Origin of the sequence: Chromatocurvus halotolerans, assembly GCF_004340525.1 — a bacterium.
Classification (GTDB): Bacteria; Pseudomonadota; Gammaproteobacteria; order Pseudomonadales; family Halieaceae; genus Chromatocurvus; species Chromatocurvus halotolerans.
Genome location: NZ_SLWX01000003.1, coordinates 356,484 through 374,562 on the forward strand (window position 1 = coordinate 356,484; position 18,079 = coordinate 374,562).

The 18,079-nt window shown below is 61.3% G+C and carries 18 protein-coding genes; 11 read left to right on the forward strand and 7 right to left on the reverse strand.

Annotated elements, in window-relative coordinates; translation table 11 throughout:
- The first annotated feature begins 29 nt into the window (after positions 1–29).
- The 6 genes from mltB to EV688_RS05505 all read left to right on the forward strand — a co-directional run bounded on the left by mltB (position 30) and on the right by EV688_RS05505 (position 5,630).
- Complete coding sequence (mltB, locus tag EV688_RS05480; RefSeq protein WP_240624322.1) at positions 30–1,037, forward strand: lytic murein transglycosylase B; 1,008 nt, start codon at positions 30–32, stop codon at positions 1,035–1,037.
- Positions 1,034–1,816, forward strand: coding sequence for a septal ring lytic transglycosylase RlpA family protein (locus EV688_RS05485; RefSeq protein WP_117317012.1), 783 nt, complete (start codon positions 1,034–1,036; stop codon positions 1,814–1,816). Before mltB ends, EV688_RS05485 begins: the two co-directional genes overlap by 4 nt.
- A gap of 79 nt (positions 1,817–1,895) precedes the next feature.
- Positions 1,896–3,053 carry a D-alanyl-D-alanine carboxypeptidase family protein gene (locus EV688_RS05490; RefSeq protein WP_117317011.1) on the forward strand — a complete coding sequence of 386 codons (1,158 nt, stop codon included), beginning with the start codon at positions 1,896–1,898 and terminating at the stop codon, positions 3,051–3,053.
- A 7-nt stretch (positions 3,054–3,060) separates the two neighbouring features.
- Positions 3,061–3,330 carry a YbeD family protein gene (locus EV688_RS05495; RefSeq protein ID WP_117317009.1) on the forward strand — a complete coding sequence of 90 codons (270 nt, stop codon included), beginning with the start codon at positions 3,061–3,063 and terminating at the stop codon, positions 3,328–3,330.
- The gene (lipB, locus tag EV688_RS05500; protein WP_117317007.1) at positions 3,327–3,950 is read left to right on the forward strand and encodes a lipoyl(octanoyl) transferase LipB; all 624 of its coding nucleotides are present in this window, start codon (positions 3,327–3,329) and stop codon (positions 3,948–3,950) included. The genes EV688_RS05495 and lipB overlap by 4 nt, the downstream gene beginning before the upstream one ends.
- Positions 3,951–4,046: 96 nt before the next feature.
- Positions 4,047–5,630, forward strand: a complete 1,584-nt coding sequence (locus EV688_RS05505; protein WP_117317004.1) for a peptide chain release factor 3 — start codon at positions 4,047–4,049, stop codon at positions 5,628–5,630.
- 202 nt (positions 5,631–5,832) lie between these two features.
- Here EV688_RS05505 and EV688_RS05510 read toward each other — a convergent pair whose 3' ends face one another.
- The 7 genes from EV688_RS05510 to EV688_RS05540 form a co-directional block, all read right to left on the reverse strand.
- Positions 5,833–6,315, reverse strand: a complete 483-nt coding sequence (locus EV688_RS05510; protein ID WP_117317002.1) for a glutathione peroxidase — start codon at positions 6,313–6,315, stop codon at positions 5,833–5,835.
- A gap of 44 nt (positions 6,316–6,359) precedes the next feature.
- The gene (locus EV688_RS05515) at positions 6,360–7,535 is read right to left on the reverse strand and encodes an acyl-CoA desaturase (RefSeq protein WP_117317000.1); all 1,176 of its coding nucleotides are present in this window, start codon (positions 7,533–7,535) and stop codon (positions 6,360–6,362) included.
- Positions 7,536–7,629: 94 nt separating this feature from the next.
- Complete coding sequence (locus EV688_RS05520) at positions 7,630–8,454, reverse strand: endonuclease/exonuclease/phosphatase family protein (RefSeq protein ID WP_117316998.1); 825 nt, start codon at positions 8,452–8,454, stop codon at positions 7,630–7,632.
- Positions 8,455–8,464: 10 nt separating this feature from the next.
- On the reverse strand, positions 8,465–9,811 hold the full coding sequence (locus tag EV688_RS05525; RefSeq protein WP_117316996.1) for a glutamine synthetase family protein: 1,347 nt from the start codon (positions 9,809–9,811) through the stop codon (positions 8,465–8,467).
- 126 nt (positions 9,812–9,937) lie between these two features.
- Positions 9,938–10,783, reverse strand: a complete 846-nt coding sequence (locus EV688_RS05530; protein ID WP_117316994.1) for a helix-turn-helix transcriptional regulator — start codon at positions 10,781–10,783, stop codon at positions 9,938–9,940.
- Between the two features lie 82 nt (positions 10,784–10,865).
- The gene (locus EV688_RS05535; protein ID WP_117316992.1) at positions 10,866–11,447 is read right to left on the reverse strand and encodes a lytic transglycosylase domain-containing protein; all 582 of its coding nucleotides are present in this window, start codon (positions 11,445–11,447) and stop codon (positions 10,866–10,868) included.
- Between the two features lie 15 nt (positions 11,448–11,462).
- A complete protein-coding gene (locus EV688_RS05540; RefSeq protein ID WP_117316990.1) occupies positions 11,463–13,181 on the reverse strand; it encodes a proline--tRNA ligase in 1,719 nt (572 codons plus the stop codon).
- Positions 13,182–13,449: 268 nt separating this feature from the next.
- Between EV688_RS05540 and EV688_RS05545 the strand changes: the two genes are divergently transcribed.
- From EV688_RS05545 to ruvC, 5 genes are all read left to right on the forward strand, one after another.
- On the forward strand, positions 13,450–13,896 hold the full coding sequence (locus EV688_RS05545) for an HU family DNA-binding protein (RefSeq protein ID WP_117316988.1): 447 nt from the start codon (positions 13,450–13,452) through the stop codon (positions 13,894–13,896).
- A 189-nt stretch (positions 13,897–14,085) separates the two neighbouring features.
- On the forward strand, positions 14,086–14,445 hold the full coding sequence (locus EV688_RS05550; RefSeq protein ID WP_117316986.1) for an FmdB family zinc ribbon protein: 360 nt from the start codon (positions 14,086–14,088) through the stop codon (positions 14,443–14,445).
- A 45-nt stretch (positions 14,446–14,490) separates the two neighbouring features.
- Positions 14,491–16,263 (forward strand): aspartate--tRNA ligase, encoded by a 1,773-nt coding sequence (gene aspS, locus EV688_RS05555; RefSeq protein WP_117316984.1) that lies wholly within the window; start codon positions 14,491–14,493, stop codon positions 16,261–16,263.
- A gap of 54 nt (positions 16,264–16,317) precedes the next feature.
- A complete protein-coding gene (locus EV688_RS05560) occupies positions 16,318–17,067 on the forward strand; it encodes a YebC/PmpR family DNA-binding transcriptional regulator (protein ID WP_117316982.1) in 750 nt (249 codons plus the stop codon).
- 472 nt (positions 17,068–17,539) lie between these two features.
- The gene (gene ruvC, locus EV688_RS05565) at positions 17,540–18,058 is read left to right on the forward strand and encodes a crossover junction endodeoxyribonuclease RuvC (protein ID WP_117316980.1); all 519 of its coding nucleotides are present in this window, start codon (positions 17,540–17,542) and stop codon (positions 18,056–18,058) included.
- Positions 18,059–18,079: the final 21 nt, after the last annotated feature.

The following is an 18,079-nucleotide window of genomic DNA, read 5'->3' on the forward strand; positions in this document are numbered from 1 at the left end:
CGTTGTTCGCTGATGGCCGGGATGATGGTATGACGATGACGCATGAATGCCTGCTCATGGCCCGGCGATGGGTGTTGCTGTTCGCGCTGCTGCCGCTGGTGGCCTGCGCTGAGGGGGAGAATTACTCAACCCACCCTGCTGCGGAGGAATTCATTGCGAGTCTCGTCACCGAGGATGAATTCTCCCGCAGCGAACTGGAGCGGATATTTGCCGCGGCCGAGCGCCAGGACAGCATCCTCGAGGCCATAGCGCGCCCCGCCGAGAAGACCAAGCCCTGGCATGAGTATCGGCAGATTTTCGTCACGGACAAGCGCACCCGCCAGGGCGTGGAATTCATGCGTGAACATCGCGATACGCTGGCGCGTGCTGAAGCCGAGACCGGCGTACCATCGGCAATTATTGCCGCTGTTCTGGGCGTCGAGACATACTACGGTCGGATCACAGGCAGCTACAGCGTGGTGAATGCGCTGGCGACACTGGCCTTTGACTATCCGCCGCGCTCGGACTTTTTCACACGGGAGCTGCGCCATTTCCTCATTCTGGCACGCGAGCAGGGTCTGGAGCCGCTATCGCTCAAGGGATCTTACGCCGGTGCCATGGGTTACGGACAATTCATGCCCAGCAGCTATCGCAGTTATGCCGTGGATTTCGACGGCGATGGGCGTGTGGATATCTGGGAGAATCCGGTCGATGCGATAGGTAGCGTTGCCAACTATTTCCGGAAACATGGCTGGCGCCCTGACGAGAGCGTCATTCTCCCCGCGCGCAAGTCCGGCGACGTTCCCGATAGCTGGATGAATGCGGCACTCAAGCCCGAGCGTCGCGTGGCGCAGTTCATTGCCGCGGGTCTGGAGCCCCTGGGTGATGTTCAGGATGATGCCCTGGCGACCGCGCTTGCACTGGAAGGTGACGACGGCACGGAATACTGGCTCGGACTGCACAACTTCTACGTGATCACCCGCTACAATCACAGCGCGATGTATGCGCTGTCGGTGTACCAGCTGAGCCAGCGCCTGCAGGCGGAGGTGGATGCGTGACACAGCTGTCCGTCATTGCCTGCCTGTTGCTTGTCGGCCTTTGTGGCTGCTCCGGTTCCGAGCCGCGGCCGGCATGGCAGGATGACGGCGCACCTGAGCGCTCCATCTCGCCAGAGCAGGTGCTGGATGCCGTACCGCGCCCCGATCCGATACTGCGCGCCGGTAACACGAGCCCATACGAAGTGTCAGGCGTGGAGTACACGGTGCTGGCCTCGGCCAGCGGGTACCGTGAAGAGGGAGTGGCATCCTGGTACGGCACCAAGTTTCACGGCCGCAAGACCTCCAATGGCGAGGACTATGACCTGTACCTGGCCACGGCCGCGCATCGTAGCCTGCCGATTCCCTCGTATGTCCGTGTGACCAATCTCGACAACGGCAAGACCATGGTTGTCCGGGTGAACGATCGCGGTCCCTTCCATCCCGAGCGACTGATCGATCTGAGCTATGGGGCGGCGGTCCGCCTGGGGTTCGTCGACCGCGGGACTGCGCCGGTGCGGGTTGAGGCCCTTGACATTGCGGGTGTCGACGATCGCCGTGAGAGCGGCGCCGACTACCGCTACCTTCAGCTTGGTGCCTTTGCCAGCCCGGCGGCCGCAGACAGCCTGCGTGCGGCGGTGGCCGAGGTTGTTCCTGTGCCGGTCACGGTGTCGCCGGTCGAAATGGCGGGCAAGCGTCTCAGCCGCGTGCGCGTGGGCCCGCTGAAGGATGGCAGGCAGTTGAGTGAAGTCCGGGAATTGCTGCTGGCCCGCGGGTTCAATCCGGGTCAGCCTTTACCCTGAAACGGCAGCGGACCTTTCTTTTGTTGCCTGTGGCCATGCGGTACCATTGCCAGCTGTGATTCCCCAGCGGTTCTCGTCAATGCGCACTATCGTACTTCTTGTTTTCTGTCTGTTTGCCGCGCTCACCGGCGCCCAGCCTATCGTGCCATCACCGCCCCAGGTGGCAGCGGATGCCTACATCCTCATGGATGCGCAGACTGGTGTGGTTATCGCCGAGGACAACGCAGACATGCCGTTGCCACCGGCCAGCCTGACCAAGCTCATGACCAGCTATGTCCTCGCCAATGAAATTAGCGAGGGTCGCCTGAGTCGCGATGACACGGTAGTGATCAGCGAGAATGCCTGGTCCCAGAATCCGCTGTTCACGGGATCCTCGCTCATGTGGATCGAGCCGGGAATGGAGGTCAGCATTGCCGACCTTGAGCGCGGTATTGTGATCGCCTCGGGCAATGACGCCACCGTTGCGGTGGCAGAGCATATCGCCGGCAGTGAGGGTGCGTTTGCGGCGCTGATGAACCGCCATGGCGAGACGCTGGGCCTGAGCGGAACCCACTTTGTCAATTCCCATGGTCTGCCACACCCGGAGCACCTGACCACGGCGCGTGACCTGGCGACCCTGTCGGCAGCCATCATCAAGCGCTTCCCGGAGCACTACGCACGCTACTCGGAGCGTGACTACACGTTTAACAACATCCGCCAGTACAACCGCAATCGCCTGCTCAATGAAGATCCCTCGGTGGACGGTCTGAAAACCGGATACACCCGCGAGGCCGGCTATGGGCTTGTGGCGTCTGCCAAGCGTGGGGACATGCGCCTGGTGTCGGTTGTCATGGGCACGCGCAGCACGACGGTGCGCAAGAACGAGACCCGCGGCCTGCTCAACTACGGTTTCCGCTTCTATGAGACGGTCCCGTTGCTGGACGCTGGCGCGGAGCTCGACAAGCCCCGCATCTGGAAGGGGGCCCAGGATTACGTGGCGGTGGGCGTCAGTGATGAGGTTGTGCTGACATTGCCCCGCGGCAAACGTCAGGAACTGCAGCAGCAGGTGGTGCTCGAAGAGGATATTCTGGCGCCCCTCGCCGTTGGCGATGTGGTCGGTCAGCTCACGCTGCTGCTTGATGGCGAAGTCCAGCGGCAGATGCCGGTGGTTGCGCTTGAGCCTGTTGAGGCGGGTGGGTTTCTGGCGCGTCTGTGGGATATGGTGCTGATGTGGATTGCCCGACTCTTCGGGGCCTGAGGCAGATATGTCAGGGCAGGAACCGCCAAAAATCGAATTTCCCTGCGAGTATCCGATCAAGGTGCTCGGCCGACGGACAGACGCCTTCAAGCCCACAGTCATTGCTGTATTTGAACGCCATGCGCCGGGCTTCGACCAGACGGCGATTGCAGTGCGTGACAGTCGCAAAGGCACTTTCGCCGCCATTACGGTAACGATAACCGCCACCGGGGAACAGCAGCTCGCGGCCCTGCACCGGGATCTCATGGCCACGGGCCTGGTGCAGATGGTGCTGTGAAGCCGCCGCCGCTCATTCTGCGGCGCCTCGGCGAGGTGGATTATGCGACCGCGCTTGAGCGCATGCGCGACTTCACCCAGCAGCGCACTGACGCGACTCCCGACGAGCTGTGGCTTCTGCAGCACCCCGCGGTATTCACCCAGGGGCAGGCGGGCCGGTCGGAGCACCTTCTGGCGACCGGAGAGATTCCTGTCGTGCAGGTGGATCGCGGCGGCCAGGTGACCTACCACGGTCCGGGGCAGTGGGTGGTCTACCTGATGATCGACCTGCGCCGCCGCACCTACGGCGTGCGCGTTCTGGTGGAGCGCATGGAGAAAGCCGTGGTGGCGACGCTGCGTCACTACGGTATTGACGCTGCTCCCGATGCCGCTCGACCGGGCGTCTACGTGCGCGGCAAAAAGATCGCGTCTCTCGGGCTGCGCGTGCGGCGGGGCTGCAGTTATCACGGTCTTGCGCTCAACGTCGACATGGACCTGGCGCCTTTTCAGCGCATCAATCCCTGTGGACACGCGGGACTTGAGGTCACCAGCATGGCCCGGCTGTTGCCGGAGCACGAACTGGTGATGGATGACGTCGGCGAGCGACTCATTGGGCGCCTGCAGCTCGAGCTTGGCCGCTGACGCGAGCGCAGCCCGCGTGCCTTGGCTCTGGTACACTGCGCGCCGCGCCGGGGCCTTCCCGGAAATCCATCACTCAACAGGACAGTCAGTCGCGCCATGAACAACAGTGACGTGCAGCAGGATATCGCCAGGCGGCGCACCTTTGCCATTATTTCTCACCCGGACGCGGGCAAGACCACGATGACCGAGAAGCTGCTGCTGCTTGGCAGCGTGATCCAGACCGCGGGCATGGTGAAAGGCAAGCGGGGTCCTGCGGCCACCTCCGACTGGATGACCATGGAGCAGGAGCGCGGTATTTCCGTGACCTCCTCCGTGATGCAGTTCCCCTACCGTGAGCGCATGGTCAATCTTCTTGATACGCCGGGCCACGAAGATTTTTCCGAGGATACCTATCGCACGTTGACCGCCGTGGATTCCGCACTGATGGTGATAGACGGTGCCAAGGGTGTGGAAGACCGGACCATCAAGCTGATGAACGTGTGCCGGCTGCGCGACACGCCAATCATCAGCTTCGTGAACAAGATGGATCGCGATATTCGCGACCCGATTGAGCTGCTGGACGAGATCGAGTCAGTGCTTGGCATTGAGGCAGCGCCGATCAACTGGCCAATCGGCATGGGCGTGGGTTTTCGCGGCGTGTACAACCTGTACGAGGACACGCTCAGCGTCTATGAGCCGGGTCACAACGCTGAACGCTTCGAGTCGCGGCAGATTGCTGGCCTGGACTCCGACGCCGCGCGGGAACTGCTTGGCGACGAGTACGAGTCCTTCCGGGAGGAGATAGAGCTGGTGCGCGGCGCCAGCCACGAATTTGACAAGTCAGCCTTTCTTGCCGGCAGATTGACACCGGTGTTCTTCGGCACGGCGCTGGGCAACTTCGGTGTCAGTGAAATGCTCGACCGATTCGTCGACTGGGCACCACCGCCGCTGGAACGCGAGGCCAGCCAGCGGGTTGTGGCGGCGGCTGAGCCTGGGTTCACCGGTTTTGTTTTCAAGATCCAGGCAAACATGGACCCGCGGCATCGCGACCGTATTGCCTTCATGCGGGTGTGCTCCGGGTGCTACAGCAAGGGCATGAAAATGCGCCACGTGCGCCTGGGTAAGGACGTAAAAATTGCCGATGCCGTGACCTTCAAGGCCGGTGAGCGATCCCTGGTGGAGGAGGCCGTTGCCGGCGACATTATTGGCCTGCACAACCACGGCACCATCCAGATTGGCGACACCTTTACCGGCGGTGAGGACCTGCAGTTCATCGGCATTCCACACTTTGCGCCGGAGCTTTTCCGGCGCATCCGGCTGCGCGACCCTATGAAGTCCAAGCAGTTGCAGAAGGGTCTGCAGCAGCTCTCAGAGGAGGGCTCGACCCAGGTATTCTCTCCGCTGAATTCATCAGACCTCGTGGTAGGCGCTGTCGGCCAGCTGCAGTTCGATGTGGTGTCCTACCGACTCAAGGACGAGTACAAGGTGGAGGCCCTGTATGAGCCGGTCAATGTCTATACCGCGCGATGGGTATACGCGTCAGACCCGCGCAAACTGGAGGAATTCCGCAAGAAAGCCGCCGACGACCTCTCCCTGGACGGCGGCGGCTACCTCACTTACCTGGCGCCGACCCGTGTGAAGCTCGCGCTGATGGAAGAGCGCTGGCCGGATATTCAGTTCAGGGCAACCCGAGAGCATTAATGGCTGGGTGGCTCCGACTGGTCTGCCCTGCGGGATAAATGGCTTTCGAGACTCGCCGTGAACCCATCCATGGGGGCTCAGCGGCGCCATCCATGGCGCCGATGGTCTCGAAAGCCATTTATCCCGCAGAGCAGGCCGGACAGTGCCAGCGGGGTGTTATGTGGAGCCCTCTGTTCTGGCTTGAAGAGGGTGGCTTCGAGGTTTACAGAAGCGCTTCAATGTCTTTGCGGAGGTCTTCGGGTTTGGTGGTGGGCGCGTAGCGCTTGACGACTTCACCCTCGCGGTTGATCAGGAACTTGGTGAAATTCCACTTGATCCCTTCACTGCCAAGGGCGCCGCGGGCGGACGACTTCAGGTGCTGGAACAGGGGGTCGGCATCGCTGCCGTTGACGTTGACCTTGCCGAACATCGGAAAGGTGACGCCGTAGTTGAGCTGGCAGAATTCGCTGATTTCGGCATTGCTGCCGGGGTCCTGGCTGCCGAACTGGTTGCAGGGGAAGCCGAGCACCTCAAAACCGCGATCCGACAGGTCGGCGTAAACCGATTCCAGGCCGGCAAACTGTGGCGTGAAGCCGCACTTGGAAGCGGTGTTGACGATCAGCAGGACCTTGCCGCGGTATTCGCCGAGGTCTACGGGTTTTCCGGTGCTGTCACTGCAGGTGAAGTCGTAAACGGTTTTTGTCATGGGGTTCTCCCTGGCCTTTCGGCCGCAGATACAGGCAGTGCGGATCAGGCGGTTTCGGGGCAGGATACCTGCTGCATGAGCAGAGCCAGCCGTTTGCGCTGCATTTTCAGTGAAAATTCGAGTTCTCTGAGCTGGGTGCGCAGCGCCGCCTGCTCCCAGCGTTGCTGCAGTGCTGCCCGCCGCTCGCCAAAGGCGTCTTCCAGTGCATGGACCCGCCGTTCGTAGCGCTCTGACTGCAGGGCTTTCCAGCGATTGATGGAATCCGTAAACAGCTGATATTCCTTTTCCAGCTTGTCGAGGAGGGGGTGCCCTGGCTGCTGCTCGGTGAGTGAGCGGCGCGCGCGCTCGAACTGGGTGTCGAGAATCGCGCGCTGTATGCGGAAGTCGGGGATACGCACCAGCTCACTGGCGAGTCCCAGTCGCGCACACAGCGCGATCATCCACTTTGTGGGGTCCCAGTGGTACCAGCGAATGCCGTTGCGGTAGTCGTTCTGAAAGATATGGTGATAATTGTGGTAACCCTCGCCATAGGTGAGGAACGCCAGCACGGGATTGTCGCGTGCACTGTTGCTTTCCGTGTAGGGACGCGTTCCCCAGACGTGTGCCAGTGAATTGATCAGGAAGGTCACATGGTGGTTGACCACGAGGCGCAGCAGGCCGACCAGCAGAAACGTGCCGATCACGTCGCCCAGCGCCAGCCCAAGCAGGAGGGGCAGCCCAAGATTCATTACCGTGGTGAGCGCGACATAATTGCGGTGCTGCCACATGACAACCGGATCACGCTGCAGGTCCTGGGCATTGCTGAAGTCTTCCTGGTTGGTCGGGTAGTCGCGCAACATCCAGCCCATGTGGCTGAACCAGACACCGCGACCTGCGGAGTAGGGGTCCTTGTCGTTGTCGTCGACGTGGCGATGGTGACGCCGGTGGTCTGATGCCCAGACAAGGATGCTGTTCTGCAAGGCGCCGGCGCCCCAGGCAGCCAGCCAGACGCGCAGCCAGGGGTGTGCCTGATAGGCCTTGTGTGCCCAGAGCCGGTGATAGCCGCCCGTGATCGCCAGGCCGTTGAGGTAGAGGAAAATCCCGGCCCACATCCATTGCATGCCGGTGTACCCTTCGGTCAGCCCCCGCCACGGCACAAGGATCAGCGCGGCCAGCGGAAACGCGACAAAAATCACCAGGTTGATCCGGTAAAACGGGGGTTTGCTCTCAGTCTGTTGCATGCCGCAGTCTGTCTCCTGTGATGACCCGGGAATAGTACCGGTTTGGTACGGGGATGTCTGCGTGCCAGCATCAGTGCCGGTGACTCACTCGTGCTCAGTCCGAGGCAGGCAGCGCCAGCTTCAACAGTAGCGGATTATGGTCGGAACTGGTCACTGGCAATGACTCCGCGAGGACGGTATCCAGGCCGCGCAGATAAATATAGTCCATGGCCAGGCCGACGATGCGACTGCGCAGGTCTGGCTGGAAGCCGACGCGGTGCAGTCCATGGCGCGCGGCCAGCGCATCCAGCGCCGCGAGACGGCTCTGGCTCCAGGCGTTGATGTCACCGCCAAGAATTACAGGGCCGTCGTGTGCGATGAGCAGCGGATCGAGAGCCTGCATCTGCTGGCGGAAGACCTGGGTCCCGATAGTCAGGTTAATGCCATGCAGGTTGATGGCGAGAAGAGGTCGGCGCTGGCTGCCAACGGCGTACAGGGTCACGCTGGTGGCTTTGGGGGTTCCTATCCAGGGTTCAACGCTGCGAAGGCTGCAGTGCAGTGACGACGGTGCTGTACTTGCCGACATGACGCCGGTCGCGCTGCCGGCGAGGGAAAAACCCGGCGCAAAGTACTGATAGGGAAGCCCTTTCAGCAACGGGTCCAGTCGTGCGCCGGGCCTAGCCTCCTGCAGAAACATCAGGTGAGCGCTGTCACCCAGCCACTGCAGGTCTCGCTCCCAGCCCTGATCGAGTCCCTTGTGCAGATTCCAGCTCAGAAGACCGAAAACGCGCGGCAGGAAAGGCGCGGACGTCGAGTGTGCGCTGCGGGTAATGGCGCCGCGGCAGGTCTCGATATCCGCGGAAGTGCTGCCAGGCCAGGCATCGGAGTAAGCGGCCAGGGACGTTGTCATCGACAGCATCAGCAGTAGGAAAAGGCGCATGGCAGGCGTGTCACAGTTGCTGCAGGTAGGTCTGGTACTCCATCGTCGTGATGTGGCGGTGGAACTCAGTGATTTCCTGCGTTTTTGTCAGCCCGAAATTGTACTGCATCTCGCGGCCGAGCGCGCGGCGGATAAAGTCTGACTGGCCGAAGAGCGCCAGAGCGTCCTGCATGTAGACCGGCAGCCGGGGCTCTTTCGACTGCTGATAGCCATCGCCTCGCAGCGGGCTCGGTGGTGCCAGGCGCTGCTCTATGCCGTCGAGTGCCGCCGCGAGCAGGACAGCACAGACAAGATAGGGATTGGCATCGGCGCCGGCGACGCGATGTTCAATGCGACGTGCCTTGCTGCTGCCTGCGGGGACCCGCACGGCGACGGTGCGGTTCTCATAGCCCCAGGTTGGTGAGGTGGGAGCGTGACTGCCGGTCTGGAATCGGCGAAAAGCATTGAAGCTCGGGGCGAAGATCGCGAAAGAGTCCGGCATGTAACGGATGCAGCCGGCAATCGCATGCAGCAGCGCCGGTGTGCCGGTGGGAGTGCCATCATCGAAGATATTGCGATTATTCCGGTCGAGAACACTGCAGTGCACGTGCAGGCCGTTACCGGCCTCGTTTTCGAAGGGTTTGGGCATGAAGCTTGCCACCAGCCCATGCTTCGCCGCTATTCCCTTGATGAGCCGTTTCATCATGAGAATCTGCCGCGCCGCCAGCGCAGGGCTGTCGACGTGCAGCATGTTGATTTCATACTGTGAGGGTGCGGATTCCTTGACCACGCCATCGAAGGGCAGATCCTGCAGCTCACACGCACGATGGATGTCCTCGAGCATGGGCTGATGGCGGGCGAGTATATCCAGGCCATACAGATTGCCGCCGACGGGGGCGCGATTCGCGGGGTGGGTATCCGAGTGCGTCGGTCCTTTGCCGTCCCATTCAACCAGACTGAACTCCAGCTCTGCCGCGACCACGGGCTTCCAGCCGCGGGCGCGATAGCGCGCAACCACCTTCTTCAGAACCTGACGGGGGTCGCCGAGGTAGGGGTCGCCGTTGGGCTTGAACATCGACAGCATGACCTGGCCATGTTGCTCGCCGGGGGACCAGGGCGTGGGCAAAAGAGAGCCCTCAACGGGGCGGCATACACCGTCCTCGTCCCCCGAAGCAAACACCAATTCCTCTATGTCCCTGCCCCAGATATCCAGACTGAGCGCGCTTCTGGGAAATTTCAGCTCGCCGCCGTAAATCTTCGACAGTTTGCTGCGAGGTACCCACTTGCCCCGCAAAATACCGTTGCAGTCCGGCAACAGCGCCTCAATCATCGTGACATCGGGGTGGGCACGGAGAAACCAGTCGACTTCTATCGCCATAATCCGTCCCCATTGACCCCGCGGTCGGCCGCCATCCTTGGCGTCAACGCCCGCAAGGCCAGACTATCTGCAAGAATCGGCCCGCTCACAATGCCTCATTTAGGGTACGCCGGACGGTGACGGGAATCAGGCGGGAGCCATGTAGATACTGAGCGGGTCGCCGCCAGCTGCCTCGCCAAGGCATGACATGCTGTTTATGAAAAGCGCAAACAGGTCTGTCTGCGAGCTGACGTCGAGTTTTCGGTAGATGTTCTTGCGATGCCGCCGCAGCGTTTCGCGGGCAATGTCCAGACGGGTGGCAGAGACCTCGGTACTGTAACCCCGAAGCATGAGTTCGAGGACATGCTTTTCTCTCGGTGACAGAACCGATGAGCCAAAGGTCCGGAACGCGAGATCGATCTGATGGTCGATGCCGGGCTGTATCAGGTTACTGATAGCGAAATTGTCGAACCTGCTGTGTGACACCATCAGCTCGGACACGGCGTCGGCGAGGACATACAGGCGTTCATATTCGTCGTCGCTGAAGGGGCCGCTGGCCGGCAGGCGCATCATGCTCAGATTGATTGCATTCCCGCCGTCAAGGCGGGCGAGGAAAATGGCTTCGTCCACTGTTCCGGTGTCGGCATAGTAGTCGGTGTAATAAGACGACTCCTCGAGAGCGTCACCAGTGAGCCGGGAGAGGCGATAAATCCGGGATTTCGGGCTGTTCATGGACGCGCGAAAAAAAGGATCTTCCCGGTAAGGGCCTTCGAGATACATATCGACCTGTGCCGAATAGGCGGCAGCGGGAATGTTGTGGTAAAGCAGCCTCGGCGGCAGATCCGGGTGATACAGCCAGATTTGCGGGTAATTGATCAGGACCTGCCCCTGAACGGCGCTTATCAGTGCGGGGAAAAAATCATCTGTCCCGAGGCTGCTGATGGCGGCAGACAGATCCCGGTTCCACTGGCTCAGGCGCTTTATTTCCGACATGCAGCAGTCGCGTCAGCTGTTAAATTGGCGTGGAGTTTGGCGACCGGCCTGAGGGATGTCAATTCGCAGCCCGGGCTATCGGTTACCAGGGCAGAGGACCGGTGCGCCAGCGCTGCTGCCAGGCCCGGTAAACCTTGTTGCTGTAGCGCCGAGTGCCGCTGCTGCCGTTGTAGGCAGCGAGGGCGCGATGCAGGTCGCCGTCCTCGCGATCCCTGTAGAACTGCAGTATGCGACAGCCATAGTCGAGGTTGGTGGGGTTGTCTGTCAGGTTATCATCCGGTCGTCCGATCTCCCGTCGCCAGAACGGCATCACCTGCATGAGGCCCTGGGCACCCGCACGGGATACCGCAAAACGATTGAAGGCGCTTTCGACCTCAATCACGGCAAGCACGAGTTCGGGCGGCAGATCGCTGCGCAGGGCGGCCTGGTGGATCAGATTCAGCAATTGCAGCCTTTGCTCCGGGCTGGAGATGAAGGCAGACAGGCGCGTCGACATGTCGACAAGCCAGACCTCTGCCGCAAAGCGATCCCGAAAGCTGTCGCTGCGAGCAATCGTGCTTTCGAGGAAGCGTCGCAGCGCTGCCGTATCCCCAACGTCGGCGGCGGCCGTGCCGCCGGTCGTGAAAACGGTGATTGCGGCAAGACAGCGGCGGCGCGTCAGCATTGGCGGCGTCAGCGGTCAGTCTTCGGCGGCCATTTTTTCGTGCAGGAATGCCATGGCATCGCCCTCGGGAACCCGGACGGCATCGGTGTCGCGACGGCCCTTGTACTCCAGCTCGCCGTCGGCGAGGGCCCGATCACCAATCACGATCCGATGCGGGATGCCCATGAGTTCCATATCGGCGAACTTGATGCCGGGGCGTTCATTGCGATCATCCAGCAGCACTTCCATGCCAGCATCAACGCACCGCTGGTAAAGGGCTTCTGCGCTCCTGGCTACGGCCTCGGACTTGTGCATGTTAAGTGGGACGATGGCCAGCGTGAACGGTGCCATTGCCGTTGGCCACACAATCCCCTGCTCGTCATGGTTCTGCTCAATGGCGGCGGCAACGATCCTGCTGACACCGATACCGTAGCAGCCCATATGCAGCGTTACCTGGCGACCGTTTTCATCCAGTACCCCGGCATTCATTGCTTCGCTGTATTTGGTGCCCAGCTGAAAAATGTGCCCGACCTCGATGCCGCGCTTTATCTGCAGGCGGCCGTTGCCGTCGGGGCTGGGATCGCCGGCGACCACTTCCCGCAGATCGGCGATTTCCGGCAGGGGCAGATCCCGTTCCCAGTTGACGTTGATAACGTGATGGCCATCGCGGTTGGCGCCGCAGCTGAAGTCGGCGAGATGCGCCGCAGCGTGATCGGCGATCACTTTCACGCCGAGATTCCGCGGGCCGAGCGATCCGAAGCCGGCGCCACAGAGCGCCTTGACGGTATCCTCGTCGGCCATCACCAGCGGAGAGGCCACGCCCTCGAGCTTCTCCGCCTTGATGGTATTCAGCTCGTGGTCGCCACGCAGGACCAGTGCGACCAGAGAGCCGTCTTCAGAACCCTCCACCAGCAATGTCTTGACGGTTGCCGATGGGCTTATGCCCAGTTGCTGGCACAGGTCAGCAATGGTTTTTACACCCGGTGTCGCTATTTCCTCGAGTGTTCCTGATGGCGCCGGGCGGGGTGTCGAGGCCGGCATCGCAGAGGCCATTTCCACGTTCGCCGCGTAGTCGCTGCCGTCACTGAACGCAATGCTGTCTTCGCCGGAATCGGCGAGCACATGAAATTCGTGGGAGGTACTGCCGCCGATGCTGCCGGTGTCTGCCAGCACCGCACGAAACGACAATCCCAGCCGCTCGAAGATTGCCGTGTAGGCGGCATGCATGACGTTATAGGTTTCGCGAAGCGAGTCGGCCGTTGCGTGGAAGGAGTAGGCATCCTTCATGAGGAATTCGCGCGACCGCATGACGCCGAATCGCGGGCGTATCTCGTCACGCACCTTGGTCTGTATCTGGTACAGATTCAGCGGGAGATGGCGATAACTGCTGATTTCGTTCCGGACCAGGTCGGTTACCACCTCCTCGTGAGTGGGGCCAAGGCAGAAGTCGCGATCGTGTCGGTCCCTGATGCGCAGGAGCTCGGGGCCATACTGTTCCCAGCGGCCTGACTCCTGCCACAGCTCCGCGGGCTGGATCATCGGCATGCTGATTTCCTGGGCGCCGGCGCGGTTCATTTCCTCGCGTACAACGGTTTCCACCTTGCGCAGCACCTTCAGTCCCAGCGGCAGCCAGGTGTAAAGCCCGGATGACAGCTTGCGGATCAGTCCCGCGCGAAGCATCAGTCGATGGCTGATGATTTCTGCATCGGCAGGCGTTTCCTTGAGGGTGGCGACAAGAAAGTGGCTGGTACGCATAGAAAGCTCACAGTGCTGTTTTGGCGGTATCGCGAGTTTACGTTTGAAAGAAGAAAGGGTACAGAAATTTGCGCTGTCATGGTGATTCGACGTGATTTACGCTGGAAAACCAGTGTTTTCCGGCGTTTAGCAGTGAATAAAGCTTGTATTACAGTATTTCATGTTTTATACATGATGAAGAGTCGGGTACAGGCAGTGCGCGAGGGATTCAACAGTGCCTGCTGCACGGCTTCGAGGCCATTTTTACAACAGAGGGAAGGACTGAAACATGGCAACAGCTAAAGCAGCAGCACCAAAAAAAGCGCCCGCTAAAAAAGCGGCGGCCAAGAAAGCCCCAGCAAAAAAGGCACCCGCCAAGAAGGCGCCCGCCGCAAAGGCAGCGCCCGCAAAAAAGGTCACGGCTCTGCAGGAGAAAATGACCAAGACCCAGATTGTCACCACGATTGCAGAGAATACCGGTCTGAGCAAGAAGCAGGTCGGTGACGTGATGGGTGAGCTGGAAACCCTGATCGAGCGCAGCATCAAAAAGCGTTCCGTGGGTGAATTCACCCTGCCAGGGCTCATGAAAATCACGACGGTGAAAAAGCCTGCACGCAAGGCTCGCAAGGGGATCAACCCGTTCACCGGCGAGCCTACCGTCTTCAGTCCGAAGCCGGCGAGCGTTGCGGTAAAAGTGCGTCCCCTTAAGAAAATGAAAGAGTTCGCTGCTTCCTGATTCGCTGCTCCCGGGTGCGCGGCAAGCGCGCCCGGGAGCATTCATCGCCACTGGACTTGTGTCTCTCCAGTTCGGCCCTCGTTTCATTCTGTCACTTGTGCATCCAATTCATTGCTTGGCCGCACTCCTGCCCGTGGGGTAAAATCCGCGCCTCGTTTTTTCTCGATTCCCTGAATCAGGTGTAACGGCATGCCAATTTACGAGTACGTTTGTGAATCCTGTGGAGAGCTGACCGAAGCGCTGCGGAAAATCAGTGATCCGCCGCTTGAGATCTGCCCTGCCTGCGGTCAGCCCGCGCTGCGGAAAAAGGTGTCGGCTGCGGCGTTCCGGCTCAAGGGCGGCGGCTGGTACGAGACGGATTTCAAGACCGGGGACAAGAAGAAGAATCTGGTCGCCGATGAGAGCAAGTCCTCGAATGCCCCGGACAAGCCGGCCGATGCGGCAAAGGCTTCGCCGTCTGAATCGGGGTCTGCCGGTTCGAAAGCATCCGCCGACAAGCCGGACAAGAGCAAAGGCACCACGAGTGGCGGCAGTTCCAGCGCCGCCTGAACCCGTGCCCGGGAGGGCGTTCAAGAGCCGGAGATACAAACCATCATGCGCAGCCACTATTGCGGTGTACTGACCGCCGCAGACATTGACCAGACTGTCACATTATGCGGCTGGGTAGATCGTCGCCGCGACCACGGCGGCGTCATTTTTCTGGATGTGCGAGACCGCGAGGGCATCGTCCAGGTGGTATTCGATCCGGACACCGAGGAGCACTTCGCGCGCGCCGACAGGGTGCGCAGTGAGTATGTGCTGCAGATTACCGGTCGAGTCCGCGCGCGCAGCGATGCCACCGTCAATCCAACGATGGCGACCGGCGCCATTGAAGTTCTTGGCAAGCAGCTGGAAATCCTCAACGGCGCCGAGACGCCGCCTTTCCAGCTCGATGAGCACACCGCCGTGGGCGAGGAGGTGCGACTTCGCTTCCGCTACATGGATCTGCGTCGTCCGGAAATGCAGTCGCGGCTGGTCATGCGCTCGCGAATTACTGCTGCGGTGCGCCGTTTTCTGGAAGACGAGGGTTTTCTCGACATCGAGACACCCATCCTGACCCGGGCGACGCCTGAAGGTGCTCGCGATTACCTCGTCCCCAGCCGTACCCATCCCGGCAAATTCTTTGCCCTGCCGCAGTCGCCCCAGCTGTTCAAGCAGCTGCTCATGGTGTCGGGCTTTGACCGCTATTATCAGATTGCCAAATGTTTCCGTGATGAGGACCTGCGCGCCGATCGACAGCCGGAGTTTACGCAGATCGATATCGAGACGGCCTTCCTTGACGAAACCGCCATCATGGATATCACGGAGCGTATGGTGCGCTCTCTTTTCTCCAGCGTGCTGGATGTCGACCTTGGCGCATTTCCGCACATGACCTGGCGCGAGGCCATGTCGCGCTACGGCTCTGACAAGCCTGATCTGCGCATTCCGCTTGAACTGGTGACGGTCGACGACCTGATGCAGCAAGTGGACTTCAAGGTTTTCCGGGGCCCGGCGGACGATCCTGGCGGCCGTGTCGCTGCCCTGCGCGTGCCCGGCGGTGCAACAATCAGCCGTAAGGAGATTGACGATTACACGCGCTATGTCGGCATTTTCGGCGCTCGTGGCCTGGCCTGGATCAAGGTCAACGACCTCGCTGCCGGTGTCGAAGGGCTGCAGTCTCCCATTCTGAAGTTCATGCCGGAATCCGTGATTGCCGACATGATGCAGCGCCTGCAGGCAGAGAATGGCGATATCATTTTCTTCGGTGCCGATCGGGAGTCGGTGGTCAACGAATCGCTCGGTGCATTGCGTGTGCGTGTCGGCGAGGATCTTGGCATGGTTGCCGAGGGCTGGGCGCCGCTGTGGGTCGTGGACTTTCCCATGTTCGAGCCGACCGATGCGGGCTGGACGCCCCTGCATCACCCGTTTACCGCGCCGGCCTGCAGCCTGGAAACCCTGCAGCAGGCGCCGGGTGAGGCGCTGTCGCGAGCCTACGATATGGTGCTCAACGGCACCGAGCTCGGCGGTGGCAGTATCCGTATTCACGAGCCGGCCATGCAGTCCGCGGTGTTCGATGTTCTGGGTATCGACGAGACAGAGGCGCGGGAGAAGTTTGGCTTTCTGCTGGACGCTTTAAAGTACGGTGCTCCGCCGCATGGCGGCCTCGCCTTCGGACTCGACCGCATCGTCATGCTGATGACGTCGGCATCCTCCATCCGGGATGTGATCGCGTTCCCGAAAACCCAGTCTGCCCAGTGCCTGATGACGGATGCGCCCGGCGTCGTGGTCGATGACCAGCTGCGCGACCTCAATATTCGCCTGCGGCAGTTGCCGCCGACGGAGCAGTAGGGCGAGGGCAATGCCTGCCTGACCATCGGCAGGTGCAGAAGCAGGAGCCAGGATATGGCCGGTCACAGTAAATGGGCCAACATCAAGCATCGCAAGGCGGCGCAGGACGCCAGGCGCGGAAAGATGTTCACCAAGCTGATCCGCGAACTTGTGGTCGCCGCCAGGCAGGGTGGGCCGCTGCCGGAGGACAATCCGCGGCTCAGGGCTGCAGTGGACAAGGCGCTTGGAGCCAACATGACCCGGGACACGGTGGATCGGGCCATCGCAAGGGGTGCCGGCACCAACGACAGCGACAACGTCGAGGAAGTCACCTACGAAGGCTACGCGGCCGGCGGCATTGCCGTGCTGGTCGAAACGATGACCGACAATCGCAATCGTACCGTGGCCGAGATCCGTCACGCTTTCAGCAAGCGCGGAGGCAATCTTGGCACGGACGGTTCGGTAGCCTACCTCTTCGAGCGCAAGGGTCAGCTCGTTTTCCCTGCAGGCACCGATGAGGTGCGCGTCATGGAGGTGGCGCTGGAAGCCGGTGCCGAGGACATTCGCAGCCACGACGACGGCTCGCTGGAACTCAGCACCGCCTGGGAAGACTTCTACGCAGTGAAAACTGCCATGGAAGAGGCCGGGCTGGAACTCGAGTCGGGCGAGGTCACGCTGATTGCCAGCACGACGGTTCCGGTGGACGCTGCCGGCGCAGAGGGCCTGATGGCGCTTGTCGACGCGCTGGAAGATCTCGACGATGTGCAGAATGTCTACACGAATGTTGAGATTCCGGATGAGGTGCTTGCCGCACTGCAGGGGTGATGGACTTCGTAGCCCGGTCCGCTTTCCGGGCCCGGCGTTTCGAGACTCGCCGTGAACCCATCCGTGGGGGCTCAGGCTCGGCGTCCTGCCTCGCATGGTCTCGAAACGCCGGGCCCGGAAAACGGACCTGACCAGCGGTCCTACTCCCCGAAAGCGATCGTGCTGCGGCTGAGCATTACCGAACTTGCCGCGTGGCCCACTGGCTGTCAGTGATGGCGTCACTACGAATCGGTAACAATTGCTGCATCGAAGCGGATTTGTCGGCGCCACGGAGTACGGCCAGCGACCCGTGCCGGGCGTTTCGAGACCGTCGGCGCCATGGATGGCGCCGCCGAGCCGCCACGGATGGCTTCACGGCGAGTCTCGAAACGCCCGACACGGGTCGCTGGCCGGCCACGGAGCTCGATCTCCGCTGGCAATACTGTTCATTTATACATACCATGCCAGAACGACGTCACCCGGAACGCGGAACATGGCAGTGATACTGGGTATTGACCCGGGTTCGCAGAAAACCGGGTTCGGGATCATCGAATGCGTACACGGTAGATGCACCTACGTCACCAGCGGCGTGATCCGACTGCCGCCGGGGGCGTTGCCGGAGCGGCTCCGGGTTATCGCCGACAGCGTCACTCAGCTGGTGAACGACCATTGCCCTTCAGAGCTGGCTATCGAACAGGTATTCATGGCAAAAAGTGCAGGATCGGCGCTCAAACTGGGCCAGGCAAGGGGCGCCGCTATCGTACCCTGCGTGACATCAGGCATGGCGGTGGGCGAGTACTCCGCACGGCAGATCAAGCAGTCCGTGGTCGGCACCGGTGCCGCCGACAAACGTCAGGTTCAGCATATGGTCATGACATTGCTCGGCCTGCCCGCGGCGCCGCAGGAGGATGCGGCGGATGCGCTGGCGGCCGCCCTTTGCCACGCCCACACCCGCTCCAGCCTGGTGAGCCTGGCTGGCGCCACCGCCGTTCGCCGTCGGCGTTTGCGGTGAAGCGCGGTCTCCACAGTAAGG